Annotated in this window: 12 protein-coding genes; 4 read left to right on the top strand and 8 right to left on the bottom strand. The window is 72.4% G+C overall.

The annotated features are described in order from the left end of the window. Nucleotides 1-54: 54 nt before the first annotated feature. Nucleotides 55-792 carry a glutathione S-transferase family protein gene (locus PHZ_RS18125; protein ID WP_012523818.1) on the top strand — a complete coding sequence of 246 codons (738 nt, stop codon included), beginning with the start codon at nucleotides 55-57 and terminating at the stop codon, nucleotides 790-792. Here PHZ_RS18125 and PHZ_RS18120 read toward each other — a convergent pair. From PHZ_RS18120 to PHZ_RS18090, 7 genes are all read right to left on the bottom strand, one after another. Next, nucleotides 789-1052, bottom strand: coding sequence for a ubiquitin family protein (locus PHZ_RS18120; protein WP_148216909.1), 264 nt, complete (start codon nucleotides 1050-1052; stop codon nucleotides 789-791). The genes PHZ_RS18125 and PHZ_RS18120 overlap by 4 nt on opposite strands. Beyond that, entirely contained in the window at nucleotides 1049-2170 is a 1122-nt protein-coding gene (locus PHZ_RS18115) for a WD40/YVTN/BNR-like repeat-containing protein (RefSeq protein ID WP_012523816.1), read from the bottom strand. The genes PHZ_RS18120 and PHZ_RS18115 overlap by 4 nt, the downstream gene beginning before the upstream one ends. A 57-nt stretch (nucleotides 2171-2227) precedes the next feature. After that, nucleotides 2228-5485, bottom strand: a complete 3258-nt coding sequence (locus PHZ_RS18110; RefSeq protein ID WP_012523815.1) for an error-prone DNA polymerase — start codon at nucleotides 5483-5485, stop codon at nucleotides 2228-2230. A gap of 163 nt (nucleotides 5486-5648) precedes the next feature. Beyond that, nucleotides 5649-7238, bottom strand: coding sequence for a DUF6504 family protein (locus PHZ_RS18105; RefSeq protein WP_083770995.1), 1590 nt, complete (start codon nucleotides 7236-7238; stop codon nucleotides 5649-5651). After that, nucleotides 7159-7959 carry an ImuA family protein gene (locus tag PHZ_RS18100; protein ID WP_012523813.1) on the bottom strand — a complete coding sequence of 267 codons (801 nt, stop codon included), beginning with the start codon at nucleotides 7957-7959 and terminating at the stop codon, nucleotides 7159-7161. The genes PHZ_RS18105 and PHZ_RS18100 overlap by 80 nt, the downstream gene beginning before the upstream one ends. Nucleotides 7960-8033: 74 nt before the next feature. Beyond that, nucleotides 8034-9221, bottom strand: a complete 1188-nt coding sequence (locus tag PHZ_RS18095) for an aspartyl/asparaginyl beta-hydroxylase domain-containing protein (protein WP_012523812.1) — start codon at nucleotides 9219-9221, stop codon at nucleotides 8034-8036. Nucleotides 9222-9278: 57 nt separating this feature from the next. Beyond that, nucleotides 9279-11531: an outer membrane beta-barrel family protein gene (locus tag PHZ_RS18090; RefSeq protein ID WP_041373690.1), complete on the bottom strand. Its 2253-nt coding sequence runs from the start codon at nucleotides 11529-11531 to the stop codon at nucleotides 9279-9281. A 176-nt stretch (nucleotides 11532-11707) separates the two neighbouring features. Here PHZ_RS18090 and PHZ_RS18085 point away from each other — a divergent pair, with 176 nt between their 5' ends. Genes PHZ_RS18085 through PHZ_RS18075 form a run of 3 tightly spaced genes read left to right on the top strand, consistent with a single transcriptional unit; the run spans nucleotide 11708 to nucleotide 14683 of the window. Further along, nucleotides 11708-13228 carry a carboxylesterase/lipase family protein gene (locus tag PHZ_RS18085; RefSeq protein WP_012523810.1) on the top strand — a complete coding sequence of 507 codons (1521 nt, stop codon included), beginning with the start codon at nucleotides 11708-11710 and terminating at the stop codon, nucleotides 13226-13228. A 59-nt stretch (nucleotides 13229-13287) separates the two neighbouring features. Continuing rightward, a complete protein-coding gene (ku, locus tag PHZ_RS18080) occupies nucleotides 13288-14178 on the top strand; it encodes a non-homologous end joining protein Ku (RefSeq protein ID WP_012523809.1) in 891 nt (296 codons plus the stop codon). Between the two features lie 7 nt (nucleotides 14179-14185). Then, nucleotides 14186-14683, top strand: a complete 498-nt coding sequence (locus PHZ_RS18075) for a DUF421 domain-containing protein (protein WP_012523808.1) — start codon at nucleotides 14186-14188, stop codon at nucleotides 14681-14683. A gap of 15 nt (nucleotides 14684-14698) precedes the next feature. On the opposite strand, the gene PHZ_RS18070 is transcribed toward PHZ_RS18075, so the two are convergent. Next, a complete protein-coding gene (locus tag PHZ_RS18070; RefSeq protein ID WP_012523807.1) occupies nucleotides 14699-16183 on the bottom strand; it encodes a carboxylesterase/lipase family protein in 1485 nt (494 codons plus the stop codon). Nucleotides 16184-16200 lie beyond the last annotated feature (17 nt).

Here is a 16200-nt window from a genome sequence, read left to right as displayed (position 1 = left end):
TGGACCTTGCCCCTCCGCGGCCGGCGCATGAGGCTCCGGCCGCGGAGGTCATCCATGAAGATCATCGGCAGCTACGTCAGCCCCTATGTCCGCAAGGTCCTGGCCTGCATGGCCCTGAAGGGGCTGGCCTACGAGATCGACCCGATCACGCCCTTCTTCGGCGGCGAGGCGTTCGAGCGGATCAGTCCGCTGCGGCGCATCCCGGTGCTGGTCGACGGCGACCTGACGCTCTGCGATTCCTCGGTCATCTGCGCCTACCTGGACGAGGCCTATCCGGGCCACGCCCTGCTGCCGGCGGCCCCCGCGGCCCGGGCCCGCGCCCGCTGGCTGGAGGAATTCGCCGACACCCGGCTGGGCGACGTGTTCATCTGGGGCCTGTTCTACCAGCGCAACGTGAAGCCGATCGTCTGGGGCGAGCCCGCCGACGAGGCCCGGGTGGGGAAGAGCCTTTCCACCGACATCCCGGCGGCGCTGGACTACCTCGAGGGCCAGCTTCCCGCGGACGGCTTCCTGTTCGGCGAGATCGGCCTCGCCGACATCGCCCTGGCCAGCTTCTTCCGCAACGCCGCCTACGCCGGCTTCGAGCCCGATCCCGCCCGCTGGCCGCGGACAGCGGCCTTCGTGGCGCGCACCCTGGCCCACCCGTGCCTCGACAGCCTCCTGCGCTACGAGGACATCCAGCGCAGCGTCACCCCGGCCGGACGCCGCGCGGCGCTGCTGGAGGCCGGCGCGCCGCTCACCGCCCAGACGGTCGGCACGCGCACGCCGAAGCGCGGCGTGATGGCGCTCTAGCCGCCCGACAGGGCCCCGAAGATCAAGAGCTCCTCGCCCGGCGCGATGGAGCGGCGGACGTCGCGGGTCTCCTCCTGGCCGACGAACAGGCGCATGTGCCGGCGCACGCGGTCCTGCTCGTCGATCACGCGGAACTTCAGGCCCGGATAGGCGCGGTCGAGGTCGTCCAGCACCGCGCCCACCGTTCCGCCCTGGGCCTGCACGCGCGTGACGCCCCCGGTGTAGGCCGTCAGCTGCGAGGGGACGAACACCGAAATCATGCGAGGGGCGCCGCCACGACGGAGTAGATTTCCGGCAGATGGGCGCAGATCTGCCGCCAGCTCTCGCCCTCGTCGCCGCTCATCCAGATCTCGCCCCCGGTGGTGCCGAGGTACAGGCCCATGGGATCGGCGCGGTCGCCGCAGAAGGCCTGGCGCTTGACCGTGAACCAGCCCTGCTCGCGGGGGAAGCCGACGTCCTGCCGCTCCCAGGTGGCGCCGCCGTCGCGGGTCCGGTAGGCGGCGGGCCGCCCGCCCGGGCTGACCCGGGGCCACACGTCGGTCCCGTCCATGGGGAAGACCCAGGCGGTCTGGTCGCAGCGGACGTGGGGGATGATCGAGAAGCCGATGTCGCCGATCTCGGGCGGCATGGCCTTGCCGATCCGTTCCCACCGCTCGCCGGGCCGGTCGAGGCGATAGATGCCGCAGTGGTTCTGCTGCCAGATCCGGTCGGGGTTGGTGGGGGCGAGGGCGATCTGGTGGCTGTCCTGGCCGTACTCGGGGAAGGGATCGGGCAGGAAGTTCGCCTCGACGTTCTGGTTCAGCGGCCGCCAGCTCGCGCCCTGGTCGGTGGTCTCCAGCACGCCGGCCGAGCAGGTGGCGAGATACATGTGGCGGGCGTCCCGGGGATCGATGGCGATCCCGGCCACGATGGCGCCGTCGGGCGTGCCGCCGTCGGGCGGGAGCCAGTCGAGGATCTTCGGGTGCTCGTTCAGGCCCCTGACGCTCTCCCAGGTGTCGCCATCGTCCTCGCTGCGGAACAGCGCCGGGGGCGAGGTCGCCGCCCACCAGACGCCGGGCTCGGAGGCGTGGCCGGGCTCGAGCCAGAAGGTGTGGTTCACCGAGCGGCCGTGCGGCTCGCCTTTGGGAAACGCCGGCGGCGCCTTGGCTTCGGTCCAGCTCGCGCCCCCGTCGGTCGAGCGCAGGATGGTGGGGCCGAGGTGGCCGGTGGACGCCGCCATCAGCATCACCGCGGGGTTTCGCGGGTCGGCGACGAAGTGGTTGATGATCTGGCCCAGGAACTGCGGGCCCTTCACGGTCCAGGCCCTGCGGGCCTCATCGCTTTCGAGCGTCCAGGCCCCCTTGCGGGTCCCGACGAGCAGACGGATCGCCTCGGTCATGCGTGATGTCCTCCCGACCGAAGGACGAACCATACCACCGGTTCCCGACATCCGCCGTCAGTGGAAATCGCGGCTGCGGATCAGGCGGGCCGAGACCTTCGAGCGGGTCTCGATCGGCGCCGTGTCTTCGCGCATCTCGGACAGCCGCTCGGACAGGTCGGTGAAGCGCTCGGCCACCACGTGGACGACCCCGCTCTCGCTCTGCACACGGCCGTGGACCACCAGGAAGGCCGCTGTCATCACCGTGCGCCGGTTGGCCTCGAAGACGTCCTTCCAGACCACGATGTTGGCGATGCCGGTCTCGTCCTCCAGCGTCAGGAACACCACGCCCTTGGCGGTCCCGGGCCGCTGGCGCACCAGCACGAGCCCGCCCACCGACAGCCGCCTTCCGCCCCGCGCGTCCTTCAGCGTCCCGCAGCGGACCGCGCCCATGCGGTTCAGATCCTCGCGGAAGAAGCCCACCGGATGGGCCTTCAGCGACAGGCTGGTGGTCCGGTAGTCCTCGGCCACGTGCTGGGCCGGGCTCATGAACGGCAGCAGCACCTGCTGCTCCTTCGCCGACTGCCGGGCGAGGAGGGGCGCGGCCTCCAGCGCGTTCAGCTCGCCCGCCAGGCCCTTCACCGCCCACAGCGCCTGGCGGCGGTCCATGCTCAGGCTGCGGAAGGCGTCGGCCTCGGCCAGCAGCTCCAGCGCCCGGCGCGACAGCCCTGCCGCCTGGGCGAAGTCCTGGATCGTGCGGCAGCCGGCCTCGCGCGCCCGGACCAGCCGCTCGGCGTCGTCCTGCCGGAAGCCCTTGATCTGCCGGAAACCCAGGCGGACGGGGCGGCGGCGGAGACCCCCTCCACCGCTTCGCGGTCCCCCTCCCCCGACGGGGGAGGAGGAGGCCCTTTCCGTCTCCTCCAGCGTGCAGTCCCAGACGCTGGCCATCACGTCGGGCGGGCGGACCTCGACCCCGTGTTCGCGGGCGTCGCGGACCAGCTGGGCCGGCTGGTAGAAGCCCATCGGCTGGCTGTTCAGCATGGCGACGCAGAAGACGTCCGGGTGGTGGCGCTTCACCCAGGCCGAAGCGTAGACCAACAGGGCGAAGCTGATCGCGTGGCTCTCCGGGAAGCCGTACGAGCCGAAGCCCTCGATCTGCTTGAAGCAGCGCTGGGCGAACCCCTCGTCGTAGCCGCGGGCGGTCATGCCCCGGATGAACTTCTCGCGGTATTCCCAGAGCCGCCCGTTGGCGCGGAAGGTGGCCATGGACCGCCGCAGGCCGTCGGCCTCGCTGTCGGTGAACTTCGCCGCCTCGATGGCCAGCCGCATGGCCTGCTCCTGGAACAGCGGCACGCCATAGGTCTTCCCCAGCACGGCCCGGAGCTCGTCCGGGGGGCCGTGCGCGGGCGAGGGGGCCGGGAACTCGGCCGGCTCCAGGCCCTGCCGGCGCTTCAGGTAGGGGTGGACCATGTCGCCCTGGATCGGACCTGGCCGGACGATCGCCACCTGCACGACCAGATCGTAGAACCGGCGGGGCTTCAGCCTGGGCAGCATCGACATCTGCGCCCGGCTCTCCACCTGGAACACGCCCACGGAATCGGCCCGGCACAGCATGTCGTAGACGCCCGGGTCCTCCTGCGGGACGTGGGCGATGTCGGTGATGCGGGTCCCGTCCGGCAGGGGCGGCAGCAGCTCGAAGCTCTTCCTGAGCGCCGTCAGCATGCCGAGCGCCAGCACGTCGACCTTCATCAGCCCCAGAGCGTCGATGTCGTCCTTGTCCCACTCGATGAAGGTGCGGTCCTTCATGGCCGCGTTGCCGATGGGGACCGTCTCGTCCAGCCGCCGCTTCGTCAGGACATAGCCGCCCACGTGCTGCGACAGGTGCCGGGGAAAGCCCAGCAGCTCCTGGGCCAGGGCCGTGGCCCGGCGGATCTCGGGGGCGTCGGGATCGAGGCCGCACTGGCGGATGTGCTGGTCGGGGACCCCGTCGCCGTAGCTGCCCCAGACGGTGTTCGCCAGGGCGGCGGTGACGTCCTCGGTCAGGCCCAGGGCCTTGCCCACCTGGCGGATCGCCATGCGCGGGCGGTAGTGGATCACCGTCGCCACGATGGCCGCCCGGTCGCGGCCGTAGCGGTCGTAGACGTACTGCATCACCTCCTCGCGCCGCTCGTGCTCGAAGTCGACGTCGATGTCCGGCGGCTCGCCGCGGTTCTCGGAGATGAAGCGGGAGAAGAGGAGGTCCTGATCCTCCTTGGTGGGGTCCACCGCCGTGATCCCCAGGCAGAAGCAGACGCAGGAGTTGGCCGCCGAGCCGCGCCCCTGGCACAGGATCTTCAGCTCGTCGCGGGCGTAGCGGACGATGTCGTGGACGGTCAGGAAGTAGTTCGGGAAGTCCAGCTTCTCGATCAGGTCCAGCTCGTGGGCCACCAGCTTGCGGACCTTCTCGGGCACGCCTTCGGGATAGCGCCACGCCGCGCCCGCCCAGGCGAGGTCGCGCAGGTGCTGGATGGCGGTCTTGCCGGGCGGCACGGGCTCGTCCGGATATTCGTAGCGGAGCTGGGAGAGGTCGAAGCCGATGCGGCCGGCGATCTCCACGGTGCGCTCCACGGCCCCCGGGAACCTGGCGAACAGACGGGCCATCTCGTCCGGGGCCTTCAGGTGGCGCTCGGCGTTGGCCTGCAGCCGCAGGCCCGCCTCGTGGATGGTGCATTTCTCGCGGATGCAGGTGAGCACGTCCTGCAGCGGCCGCCGCTCGGGGCCGTGGTAGAGGACGTCGTTGGTGGCGACCATTGGCGCGCCGCTCGCCTCGGCCAGGGCCTGCAGGTGGGAGAGGCGCTTCAGGTCGCGGGCGCCGTACCGGCGGGCCGCGGCCAGCCAGACGTCGGGCAGATCGCCGGCGAGGCGCTTCAGGGCGTCCCCGAACGCGGCATCCAGCCGGTCGGGGGGGACCGCCAGCACGAGCTGGCCCTCGGCGTGGTCCAGGAAATCGGCAAGGCGAAGGGTGCAGGCGCCCTTCTCCGAGCGGCGTTGGCCCAGGGTGAGCAGGCGGGTGAGCCGGCCATAGGCCTCGCGGTCGGACGGATAGACGAGCAGGCTGGGGGAGCCGTCCACGAAGTCCAGCCGACAGCCGGTCAGGGCGCGGACCGCCGAGCCGCCCTCGTGCAGCTGCCGCATGGCGCTCCAGGCCCGCACGACGCCGGCCAGGGAGTTGTGGTCGCAGATCCCCACGGCCTCCATCCCCAGGGCGTCGGCGGCGACCACCAGGTCGCCCGGGTGGGACGCGCCGCGCAGGAACGAGAAGTTCGTCACGGCCTGCAGCTCGGCGTAGCGGGTCATGGCCGAACTCCAGCCCTCCTCCCCCATCGGGGGAGAGGGACCATGCGCAGCATGATGGAGGGGGTTTGCCGGAAGCTCGGCGGATGGGGCCGGCCCCCTCCACCGCTACGCGGTCCCCCTCCCCCGACGGGGGAGGAGGAAAATTCGACTTGGCCGAGCTCCCTCATCCGAACAGCCCGTGCAGCCACCACTTCGCCGGCTGGCCCGGCTCGTAGAGGCCGGCGCGGAACAGCCAGAAGCGGGCGCCGTCCTGGTCCTCGACCCGGTAGTAGTCGCGCACGTGGGCGGTGGAGGCCTCCTCGATCCCCCGCTTCCACCATTCCTCGCCGACCCGCTCGGGCCCCTCGGCGCGGCGCACGCGGTGCAGCCGCCCGCGCCAGCGGAACTGGCTGGGCGGGTCGTCGGGCGTCAGGGCGATGACGCCGTCCAGCGGCTCGGGCCGGCGGAACAGGCGGGCGGGGCGCGGCGCCTCCGGGTCCCACGGCGCAGGGGCGGGGACGGCGGATGGTGCGGCGGCGGCGGCCAGCGGCGCCGCGCGCCTCACCGACAGCTCGGGGACGTGGCTCTCCACCGGCGCGGCCCGCCAGACGCGCTCGGGCCCCAGGCGGTTGGCCAGGCGGTCCACGAGGGGCGCGAGGCCGTCCTCCGGCGCGGGGGGCAGGCCCGTTTCGAGGCCCGTCTCAAGGCGCGTCTCAAGGCGCGTCTCGAGACCTGCTTGGCGGCCGGCCAGGGGCTCGACCTCGTAGGCGGCGACCAGCACCGCATCGATCCCGAAGCCCGGATCGACCGCCTCGACCTTGGGCGCGAACAGCCGGGCGATCCGGCGGGCGTCGCGTCCGGGCAGGGCGAGGCCTACCTCGACCGGCGCGATCTTCCCGTCCACGCGGCAGAAGCCGACCTCGAACCGGCGCGCGCCCTGGCCCTCGGCCTCCAGCCGGGCGCAGAGCCGGGCGCAGACGTCCCAGGTCACCCGGGCCATGTCCTCGGGCGCGCTGATCGGCTCGAAGAAGGCCAGCCGGTCGACCCAGGGCGTCGGCGGGCGGCGGAAGGTCAGCGCCTCGGCGTGGCGGCCCAGGGCCTGGTCGAGGCGGGTCAGGGTGCGCGCGCCGAACCGGCGGCCGAGCGGGGCGCGGGGGATGTCCAGGAGCTGACCGATGCGGCGCAGGCCCAGCCGCTCGATCTGGGCGGCGTCCTCGGGGAGAAGCCGCAGCGCCGCCGGCGGCAGCGGCGCCAGCAGGTCGGCCTGGCCGCCCGGCGGGGCGATGGTCCCGTCCCGGCCGTGGCGGGCCAGCGCCCAGGCCGCGCCCGGCGTGTCGGCGATCGCCAGGCGGAACGGCAGGCCGTTGGCGAGGAGGCGCTCCCGCAGCTCGGCCATCATCCCCGCCTCGCCGCCGAACAGGTGATCCACGCCGGTGATGTCGAGGAACAGCCCGTCGGGCGGATCGGCCGCCACGGCGGGGGAGAAGCGCACGCACCAGTCCGCGAGCGCCGCGAGGGCCGCGGCATCGGCCTCGGGCTCGGCCTCGGCGGTGACGAGGTCGGGGGCGATGGCCGCCGCGTCGGTCGCCTTCTGGCCGGGGTAGAGGCGCAGGGCCCGCGCCTCGCGGCTGACGGCCGCCAGCCGCCGCACGCCGCGGACCGTCTCGACGAGAGCGAAGGGCGGTTCCGCGCCCTCAGGCGGCGCGGAGGTCGTTCGCCGGCGCCAGTTCGCGATCGCCCAGTCCGGCGACCAGGCGCAGAGGATGCGCGCCATCGGCTGTCTCCCCGTAGAGGGTGTCTTGGGAATAGGCCCCCGCCGCTTCCAGGACCCATGCGCCGGTCCGCCCGCCCCGGCAGCGCTCCAGCGCGACCCGGAAGCGCGGCGCGCCCAGGCCGAACTCGTGGGCCGGCGGCTCGGACGGCGCCGAGAGCACGCGCCAGCGGGTGGCCGACGCCGAGCCCGCGGCCTCGCGCCGGGCCGTCCCTCCGAACGGGCGGCGGCGGATGACGAAGCCGGTGGTCCCGCGCCGCTCGCAGGCCAGCTGCAGCCGCCGGCCGGCGGTCAGGTCCACGGCCTCGACCTCGCCCACCACGCAGGCGACGCCCGGGGTGGCGAGGGCGTCCTCCATCACCGCCAGGGCCTCGGCCTCGTCGCGGGCGCAGACCTGGATCAGCCGCCCCGCGGGGAAGCCCAGCCCGGCCAGGCCGGGGGCCCACAGGTCGTCCCGGCGCACCACCCACACCGCCTCGCCGCGGCGGGCGAGGGGCGCGGCCAGCAGCGCCGTGAAGGCGGCCGGCGCAGCCCCGGTCTCGGCCTCCAGCCCCTCGCCGCCGACCTCGTGCCAGCGGCCCATCGGCAGGCCGCCGCCGGGCAGGCAGGCGTCGATGGCGGGGGCCCCGAACGGCAGCACGCCGAAGCCCGTCCGCCCGCCCGTCTCGAGGGCGGCGATCTTCGCCTGCAGGGCGGCGAGCCGCTTGCCGCGAAAATCGGACATGGCTTTGGGGACTCCTTTTGTTCCACTTCCGTTCTCATAACCGGAAGGGCGGAGTCAAGTTCCGAACGGAGGGTCTAGTCGCCCGTGTGCGGGGCGCCGCCGAAGGCGTCCACGGCCTGCAGCGTGGCGCCGATCAGCTCGCGCTCGGCGGCGCTGAGCTCGGGCCGCCAGATGTCGAAGATCAGCACCACCCGCAGCTGGTCGGGGTGCCGGTTCCAGGCCTCGTGCTCGATGCTGTCGTCGAAGACGCAGGCCTTGCCTTCCACCCACGGCCGCGTCTCCGAGCCCACCCGCATGGCGCAGTTCCCGGGCACGATCAGCGGCAGGTGGCAGATGTAGCGGGCGTTGGTGAAGCCGTGGTGCGGCGGGATGTGCGCGCCCGGCCGCAGCAGCGAGAACAGCACCGACGGCGTCCGCCCCGGGATCGTGCAGAGCGGGACCCCTTCCATCGCCCGCACCACCGAGGGGCAGCGGGCGGCGTTCTCCGGGACGATCGCCCCGTCCTTCCAGATGTAGAAGGCGCTCCACTCCGGATTGCCCATCAGGCCCAGGTTGTCGAAGTTCGGCCGGCCTTCCGCCGCCTGTACGTAGGGCTGGAAGGCGGCGTCCTCCTCCAGCACCTGCAGCAGCTCGCGCCGGATGTCGTCGGCGGCCGCCTCGACCCTGTCCAGCCAGGGGAAGTCGCCCCGCTCGGCCCACTCGATGTTCGGCAGCTCGGGGAAGTAGAAGTATTTCGGCTGCTGCAGATAGAGGCTGGTCTTGCCCAGCAGCAGATCCACGGCGCGGCGCATCCGCCGACCCTCGGGGCCGTCCAGGCCGTGCGCGTCCAGCACGCCTCGCAGGTGCGCCTCGTAGTCCTGGGCGTAGCGCTCGCGCATCCGGGCGGCCCGGGCGACCTCGGGCTGCAGCGCCGGGTCCACGGGCCCCATGGCCGCCAGCTTCACCACCGCGTCGTAGAAGGCCGTCGCCGCCTTGGCGTCGCCCGTCGCGGCATGGCTGTCGCCGCTTATCATCAGGGCGTGGATGTTCCGCGGATCGAGGGCCAGCGCCCGCTCCAGCGCCGCCCGTTCCGCGCTCCGGTCGTCCAGCGCTCTGTGGGCCATGGCCACGCCGATCCAGACCGCCGCCGTCGGCTGGCCCTCGTCGGTGATCCGGCGGAACATCGCCAGCGCCTCGCCGGCCCGGCCCTCGCGCAGGGCCCGCGCCCCGTCGCGCCAGGCGGCCTGAAGGTCGGCGGGGTCGGCCCAGAGAATCTCGGTCATGGAGCATAGGCTCCCGAACGCCGGTCTCCGGTCAAGCCGCTACGGTGTCGCTTTGCGCTACTGCGCGGGCGGGCCCCCGCCGAACTCGAAACCGGGATCCCGCTGGCGGCCGCCGCCGAAGGTGCGGGTGAAGCCGACGTAGACGCCGCGCAGGCTGAACTCGCGCCGGGTGCGGCCCTGCAGCGTGGGCGTGTCCAGCACCTGGGTCTCCCGGAAGGTCCCCAGCACGTCCTGGGCGGTGATCACCAGCGAGAGCTTGTCGGTGAACTTGTGGCGATAGCCGATGTTCAGCATCGAGAAGCCCTGCACGTGGCCCTGCGCGGTCAGACGCTTGCCGCTGACGAAGCCGTTGAGCTGGAGGAAGTCCTTGTCCGTGACCTGCCAGTTCAGGTTGCCGCGGCCGCTGACGGTGAAGGCGTCGCGCTTGTCGGAGAAGCCGAGGCTGGAGGCGTCGATCTCGTTCCAGAAGACGTTGCCGCTGAGGTTATAGGTGAGTTTCGGCGTCAGCCGTCCGTTAGCCACCAGCTCCAGCCCGCCCGAGCGGCTTTCGCGCAGGTTCTCGCGGGTGGTGAGGAAGACGCCATTCCCCAGGTCCTGGACCACGTCGGTGATCCCCTTGTCGCTCTGCCGGTAATAGAGCGTGGTCAGGTAGTAGGTCGCCCCCTTGCGGTGCTGGTAGGCGAGCTCGAAGGCGTCGGTCTCCTGCGGCTTCAGGTTGGGGTTGCCGGCCCTGAGGTTGAAGGGGTCCAGCTCGACGCGGAACGGGTTGAGGTCGTCCGCCGTCGGCCGCTGGACGCGGCGGCTGTAGCTGGCGGTGAGCTGCCGGCCTTCGCCGAACTCGTGCTGGAGGTGCAGGCTGGGATAGGCGCGGAAGTAGTCGTTCTTCGCGCTCACCGGGCCGCCGGTGGTCAGGTCGAGGTCCAGCCGCACGTCCTCGAGCCGCAGGCCCGCCAGCACGCTGAAGCCGTCGCCCAGCGGCTGCTGGTAGGTGGCGTAGGCGGCGTTGATCGCCTGGTCGTAGTCGAATTCGTACGTCAGCCGCGGGTCCACGGGCGGGGCGGCGCCGGCCGGCCCGCGCCGGCCGACCTGTTCGTAGCGGTTGTCGTCGAGCTGCAGGAGGTAGCCGGCCTTCAGCTTGGCCTCGAGCGGCATCGGCCGGGTGTAGTCGACCTTCAGCTCGGTCTTCCGCGTGCGGTTGTCGTAGGCCGAGACCTCGGCGAGGTCGGGGGCGGGCGGCAGGCTGAGGAAGGTGGCCCGCTCGAAGTCGCGCTCCACCCGGCCGAACTCCTGGCCGAGGTTGGCGACCAACTCGTGCTCCTCGCCCGCGAACTTGCGGCGGTAGCTGGTGGAAAGGTCGAGCCGGTCCCGGGCCTGCTCGAAGTCGGAGACCCGATCGATCACCCGGGCGAGGGCGCCGGCGGCGTCGTCGGTCTCCAGGTGCTCGAAACCGTCCGAGGTCGGCCGCATGACGTGGGCTGTCGCCTGGAGCGTGATGCGGGTCTTGTCGTCGGGATCGTAGTCGAGGCCGCCGCGGGCGAAGACCATGTCGATCTCGTTGAGGGAGGTGAGCTGCTGGCGGTTCTCGATGAACGCGCCCGTGGCCCCGTCCAGCCGCGCGCGGCGGTCGTCGATCTCGGCCTTCTGGGTGTCGTGCCGGTAGCTCAGGTCGCCCGAGACGGTGAACCTGCCGTTGTTGCGCGCGCCGCTCACACCGGCGTTCCAGCGCCCGTCCGAGCCGACGTTGGCGCGGACCGAGCCGGATGCCCCAAGCTTGCGGTTCTGCTTGCTGACGAGGTTGATGATCCCGGCCGAGCCCTCGGGATTCATGGCGGCGGACGGGTTGGTCAGCACCTCGACCCGCTCGATCTGGTCGGCCGGCAGGGCCTGCAGCGCCGCGGCCCGGCCCTCGCCCTGGAACATGCCCGAGGGTTTGCCGTCGATCATGATGGTGACGTTGGAATCGCCGCGCAGACTGACGTTGCCCTGCACGTCCACCTGCAGCGAGGGGATGTTGCGCAGGGCGTCGCTGATCGAGCCGGTGGTCGCCTGCAGATCGCCGGCCACGCTGTAGCTGCGCCGGTCGATGTCGGTGCGCAAGGTGCTGCGCTCGCCGGTGACGACGACGCCCTCCAGCGACTGGCCCGGCTTGCCCTCCTGGGACTTGGCGGGCGCGGCCGGGGCAGGCTGCGCCTGGGGTTGGGACGGGGCCTGGGCCTGCGCGGCCGCCGGCGCGGCGAGCGCCGCCGGGGCGACGGCCGCGAGCAGCAGGAACCTGGGGCGGAGCCATCCGCCGGCCTTCCGATCTTCCAAGCAGATCTCCCCCGAGAGTCGCGGCATGCGTGCCGCGGACGTCCGATTCAATTGTGAAGCTTAGCGGCGAGATCGTGGCCGAGATTGCGCAGGCGACGGTTCGGCGGGTTAATTCGCGTTCATGTCGGGCAGGCCTGTGGGGCAGGCCTGTGGGGCAGGCCTTTGGGGAGGCGGCGATGAAGCGGTTCTGGATCGGAGTTTCGGCGGCCCTGGCGGTCGCGACGGGCGCGGCCCGCGCCCAGGAGCCGGCTCAGGAGCCGCCGCCGCCGCCCCGGGTCGAGGTCGAGACCGGCGTGCTCGTCGGCCAAGCGACCGAACGGGCGAACGTGTTCCGCAACATCCCCTATGCGGCGGCGCCGGTTGGCGAGCTGCGCTGGGCCCCGCCGCGGCCCGCGCGGGCGTGGAAGGGCGACCGCGACGCCGTGCATGCCGGCCCCTCCTGTCCTCAGCCGATGAACGCGAACGGGACCCCCAACTCCGGCGGCGCCAACGGCGCCGTGTCGGAGGACTGCCTGCAGCTCAACGTCTTCGCGCCCAAGGATGCGAAGGGGGCGCCGGTGATGGTCTGGATCCACGGCGGCTCGCACCGCACGGGCGCCGGCTGGATCTACGACGGCCAGAACTTCGCCCGCGACGGGGTCGTCCTGGTGGCGATCAACTACCGCCTGGGCGCGCTGGGCTACTTCGCCCATCCCGAGCTGACGAAGGCCGCGGGGAGCGAGCCGGTCGGCGCGTACGGCCTGATGGACCAGATCGCGGCCCTCAAGTGGGTGCAGCGGAACATCGCCAGGTTCGGGGGCGACCCGGGGAACGTCACCGTGTTCGGAGAGTCGGCGGGCGGGGCCAGCACGCTGGCGCTCCTCACGACGCCGGCGGCGCGGGGGCTGTACCACAGGGCCATCGTGCAATCGGGCCTGGGCTGGTTCGAGCCCAAGAGCCTCTCCGAGAAGGAGGCCGAGAGCGCCGCGGCCCTCGCGCGCGCCGGGATCGCCGCGCCGGACCTCACGGCGCTGCGGGCGCTGCCGTTCGAACGGCTGGTGGCCGTGGACGGCCCGTTCGGCCCCTTCGTGGACGGCATGCTGCTGACCGAAACCACGACCCAGGCGCTCGCCGCCGGGCGCTTCGACGACGTCCCGCTGATCATCGGCTGGAACTCGGGCGAGGATTCGCTGCTGGGGCCCGGACCGCTGCCCGCCGGCCGGCTGGCGGCCGTGCGGCTCGCGGCCCGCCACTATCCCGCAGAGGCGGCGCAGGGCGACGAGGCCCTGGCGCGGGCGCTGTTCACCGACCGGGTGTTCGGCGCGCCCGCCCGCTGGGTGGCGGCCCAGGCGGCGGGCGGCCGCCCGGCCTGGCTCTACCACTTCAGCTACGTGGCCACCCGGCTGCGCCCGACTGTGAGGAGCGCCGCCCACGCCGCCGAGATCCCCTACGTCTGGGAGTACTGGGGCCGGCGCACGCCCATGAGCCTGGTGAGCGAGGAGGACCGCGCGATGGCCACCCTGATGCACGCCTGCTGGGTCACCTTCGCCAAGGCGGGCGAGCCCAAGTGCGGCGCCCAGGACTGGCCCGCCTACGACCCCGCGAGCGACCGGCTCATGGAGTTCGGCGTCCAGAGCGGCGTGCGCTCGGGCTTCCACAAGCCACGCCTCGACTTCCAGGAGGCCGTGGCGCTGCCGGGCCTGGGGCTAAGCCGCTGATCCGACTCACGAACTGAATCGATACGGCCGCGTTTCCGGAGTCTGATCCGGAGACCTTCATGGCCACGCGTCCGTCCTGGCAGGGCTATCTGCGCCTGTCCCTCGTGAGCTGCCCGGTGGCGCTCTACACCGCCACCTCGCGCAGCGGCGAGGTGCACTTCAACATGCTGCACAAGGACACGATGAACCGGATCAAGATGATCCCCACCGACCCCGAGACGGGGCCGGTGGACCGGTCCGACATCGTCAAGGGCTACGAGATCGAGAAGGGCCGCTACGTCGTCGTCACCAGCGAGGAGATCCAGAACGTCCGGCTGGAGACGACCCGCACCCTCGATATCGAGCGGTTCGTCGGCGAGGACGAGATCGACCGGCTCTACTGGAACGATCCCTACTTCCTGGTCCCCGACGGCGACATGGCGGTGGAGGCGTTCACCGTGATCCGTCAGGCCATGGAAAGCTCGGGCAAGGTGGCCCTCGGCCGCCTCGTCATGCACCAGCGCGAGCGGCTGATGGCTCTCGAGCCCCGCGACAAGGGCATCCTCGCCTACACCCTGCGCACCAACCGCGAGGTGAAGGATGCGGCCGAGGTGTTCGACCGGATCCCGGAGGTGAAGGTCGACAAGCAGATGGTGGATATCGCCGCCCGGATCATCGAGCAGCAGGAGGGTCCCTTCGACCCCTCCCAGTTCAACGACCGCTACGAGGACGCCCTGCGGGCCCTGATCAAGGAGAAGGAGAAGGGCCACACGGTGAAGGCGCCGGACCAGCCGAAGGAGGCCGAGGTCATCGACCTGATGGAGGCCCTGAAGCGCAGCCTGGGCCAGGGCGGCGAGCGGCGGAAGGCGCCCCCGCGCGCGGCGGCGGCCACCAAGAAGTCCTCGGGCAAGACCGCCGGCTCCGCCAAGAAGCCGGCGGCGAAGAAGGCGCCCGCCAAGAAGCGCGCGTGAGCGGCCGATGGCCGAGGCCCTCGACCTCCTGCATCAGCTGGTGGGCCGCGACGACGAGCCGATCCTCTGGTGGCAGATGTGGGTCCGGGCCACGGTCATCATGCTGGTGGGCCTGGTCCTTGTCCGCGTCGCCGGCAAGCGGATGTTCGGCAAATGGGGCGCCATCGACACCGTCGTCGCGGTGATCCTGGGCTCGAACCTCAGCCGCACGCTGACGGGCGGGGCGCCGTTCCTGCCGACGTTGAGCGCCACGGCGCTGCTCGTGCTGCTGCACGGGGTGTTCTCGGCCCTGGCCGTGCGCTTCTCCTGGTTGGGGCCGGCGGTGAAGGGCCGGTCGGTCCGCATCGTCAGCGACGGCGAGCCCGACCAGGAGGCGATGCGCCGCCAGGGCGTCGGGACCAACGACCTGGAAGAGGCCCTGCGCAAGGGCGGGGTCCTCGACTGCCGGGATGTGAAGGAAGCCTGGATCGAGCGGGACGGGCAGATCAGCGTCGTCCGCCGCTGATCCGCCCCTCGCCGCCTACTTCGGCTGCATCGCCTCGACCAGGTCGAGACGGGCCTTCAGGTGCTCGCGGCGGACCTGGACGCCGTCGTTCCCGAACTCGACCGAGGTCTCGCCCGGCAGGAACTTCGGCCAGGCCGCGCCGGGCGCGCCCGTCTTGGCGAAATTGGCCCACAGCTCGTTCATCGCCCCGGACAGCGGCAGGTCCTCGGGCGCGAAGCCGGCGCGCGGCGCGCCGAACACGAAGCGGATCTCGTCGGTGTGCGCCGCCCCATAGGGCTTCTGCGCAGCCTTGGACGGCGGCACGTACGAGAAGTAGTACAGCCACGTCGGCTGGCCCGCTCCCGCGTGCAGGCGCGCGAGGTTGCGGTCGGGCTCGGTGATGAGCTGGGCCGTCTGCAGGGCGTGGACGATCCTCGCCTTGTCGCCCGTCCCCTCGGGATCGAAGGCGGACGAGACCGCCGCGCGCGCCGTCTCGGGCAGCGAGTCGAGCAGGGCCGGCTGCGGCCGGAACAGGCTGGCCTCGTTGGAGTTGCCGCCGATCATCAGCGGGACCTTGGCCTGGCGGCCGGCGGCGTAGCCCTGGGCGATCCCGCCGGTGATGTAGGTTCCGTCGAGGATCGGGCCGGCGCGACCGACGAAACCGCCGGTGTAGGGCAGGGACGCGAGGGGAAGCTTGCGCAGCGCCGCGGCGGCGGCGGCGTCCTCGCCCTCCACGCCGGCGGCCTTCGCGGCCTGCACGCCCTTGGCCTCGGCCTTGGCGAGCGGCTCGGGGACGTGCCGGGCGAAGCTGGACTGGCCGATCGCCTTGGCGAACAGCCCCTTCGCCTGCGGCGCCAGCATCAGGTAGTGCACCGAGACGCCGCCGGCGCTCTCGCCGTAGATGGTGACGTTCGCAGGGTCGCCGCCGAAGGCCGCGATGTTGTCCCGCACCCACTGCAGCGCGGCGACCTGGTCCATCATCCCGTAGTTGCCGGTGGGACCTTCCCTGGTCAGGGCCGGGTGGGCGAACCAGCCGGCGCGGCCCAGGCGGTAGTTCAGGCTGACGTGGACGATCCCCCTCTTGGCGAAGTTCGTCCCCTCGGTGTCGCCGCCGAAGGCGCCCATGCTGGTCCCGATCACATAGGCGCCGCCGTGGATCCACACCATCACCGGCAGCTTGTCGCCGGCCTTGGCGCCGGCCGGGCGCACGACGTTGAGGAACAGGCAGTCCTCCTCGGCCTGGCAGCTCGCGCCCGGCGCCGAGGCGTCGCGCTCGCCGCTCCAGCGGGGTCCGGCGGCCGGCGGCTTCCAGCGCAGCTCGCCGACCGGCGCGGCGGCGTAGGGGATCCCGAGGTGGTAGGCGATCGCGTCCTTCACCGTCCCCTTCAGCGCGCCCTGCTTCACCTTGACGGTCTGGGACACGTCCGAGGCGAAGGCGCCGGCGGGCGCCTGGGCGAAGGCGGCGGGCGACAGCGCCAGGACGGCGAGCGCGGCGCAGGCGGCGAGACGGCGGCTGATCATGGAATATCCCCCCGGAT

It is taken from the genome of Phenylobacterium zucineum HLK1 (assembly GCF_000017265.1).
Classification (GTDB): domain Bacteria; phylum Pseudomonadota; class Alphaproteobacteria; order Caulobacterales; family Caulobacteraceae; genus Phenylobacterium; species Phenylobacterium zucineum.
The sequence above is the reverse complement of the archived record's forward strand: the minus strand, read 5'-3'. Positions and strand labels throughout refer to the sequence as shown.

What these genes read in the sequence shown, in the direction of transcription:
- PHZ_RS18125 (WP_012523818.1), top strand. Translation starts at nt 55, where the DNA reads ATGAAGATCATCGGCAGCTACGTCAGCCCCTATGTCCGCAAGGTCCTG.
- PHZ_RS18120 (WP_148216909.1), bottom strand. Translation starts at nt 1,052, where the DNA reads ATGATTTCGGTGTTCGTCCCCTCGCAGCTGACGGCCTACACCGGGGGC.
- PHZ_RS18115 (WP_012523816.1), bottom strand. Translation starts at nt 2,170, where the DNA reads ATGACCGAGGCGATCCGTCTGCTCGTCGGGACCCGCAAGGGGGCCTGG.
- PHZ_RS18110 (WP_012523815.1), bottom strand. Translation starts at nt 5,485, where the DNA reads ATGACCCGCTACGCCGAGCTGCAGGCCGTGACGAACTTCTCGTTCCTG.
- PHZ_RS18105 (WP_083770995.1), bottom strand. Translation starts at nt 7,238, where the DNA reads ATGGCGCGCATCCTCTGCGCCTGGTCGCCGGACTGGGCGATCGCGAAC.
- PHZ_RS18100 (WP_012523813.1), bottom strand. Translation starts at nt 7,959, where the DNA reads ATGTCCGATTTTCGCGGCAAGCGGCTCGCCGCCCTGCAGGCGAAGATC.
- PHZ_RS18095 (WP_012523812.1), bottom strand. Translation starts at nt 9,221, where the DNA reads ATGACCGAGATTCTCTGGGCCGACCCCGCCGACCTTCAGGCCGCCTGG.
- PHZ_RS18085 (WP_012523810.1), top strand. Translation starts at nt 11,708, where the DNA reads ATGAAGCGGTTCTGGATCGGAGTTTCGGCGGCCCTGGCGGTCGCGACG.
- ku (WP_012523809.1), top strand. Translation starts at nt 13,288, where the DNA reads ATGGCCACGCGTCCGTCCTGGCAGGGCTATCTGCGCCTGTCCCTCGTG.
- PHZ_RS18075 (WP_012523808.1), top strand. Translation starts at nt 14,186, where the DNA reads ATGGCCGAGGCCCTCGACCTCCTGCATCAGCTGGTGGGCCGCGACGAC.
- PHZ_RS18070 (WP_012523807.1), bottom strand. Translation starts at nt 16,183, where the DNA reads ATGATCAGCCGCCGTCTCGCCGCCTGCGCCGCGCTCGCCGTCCTGGCG.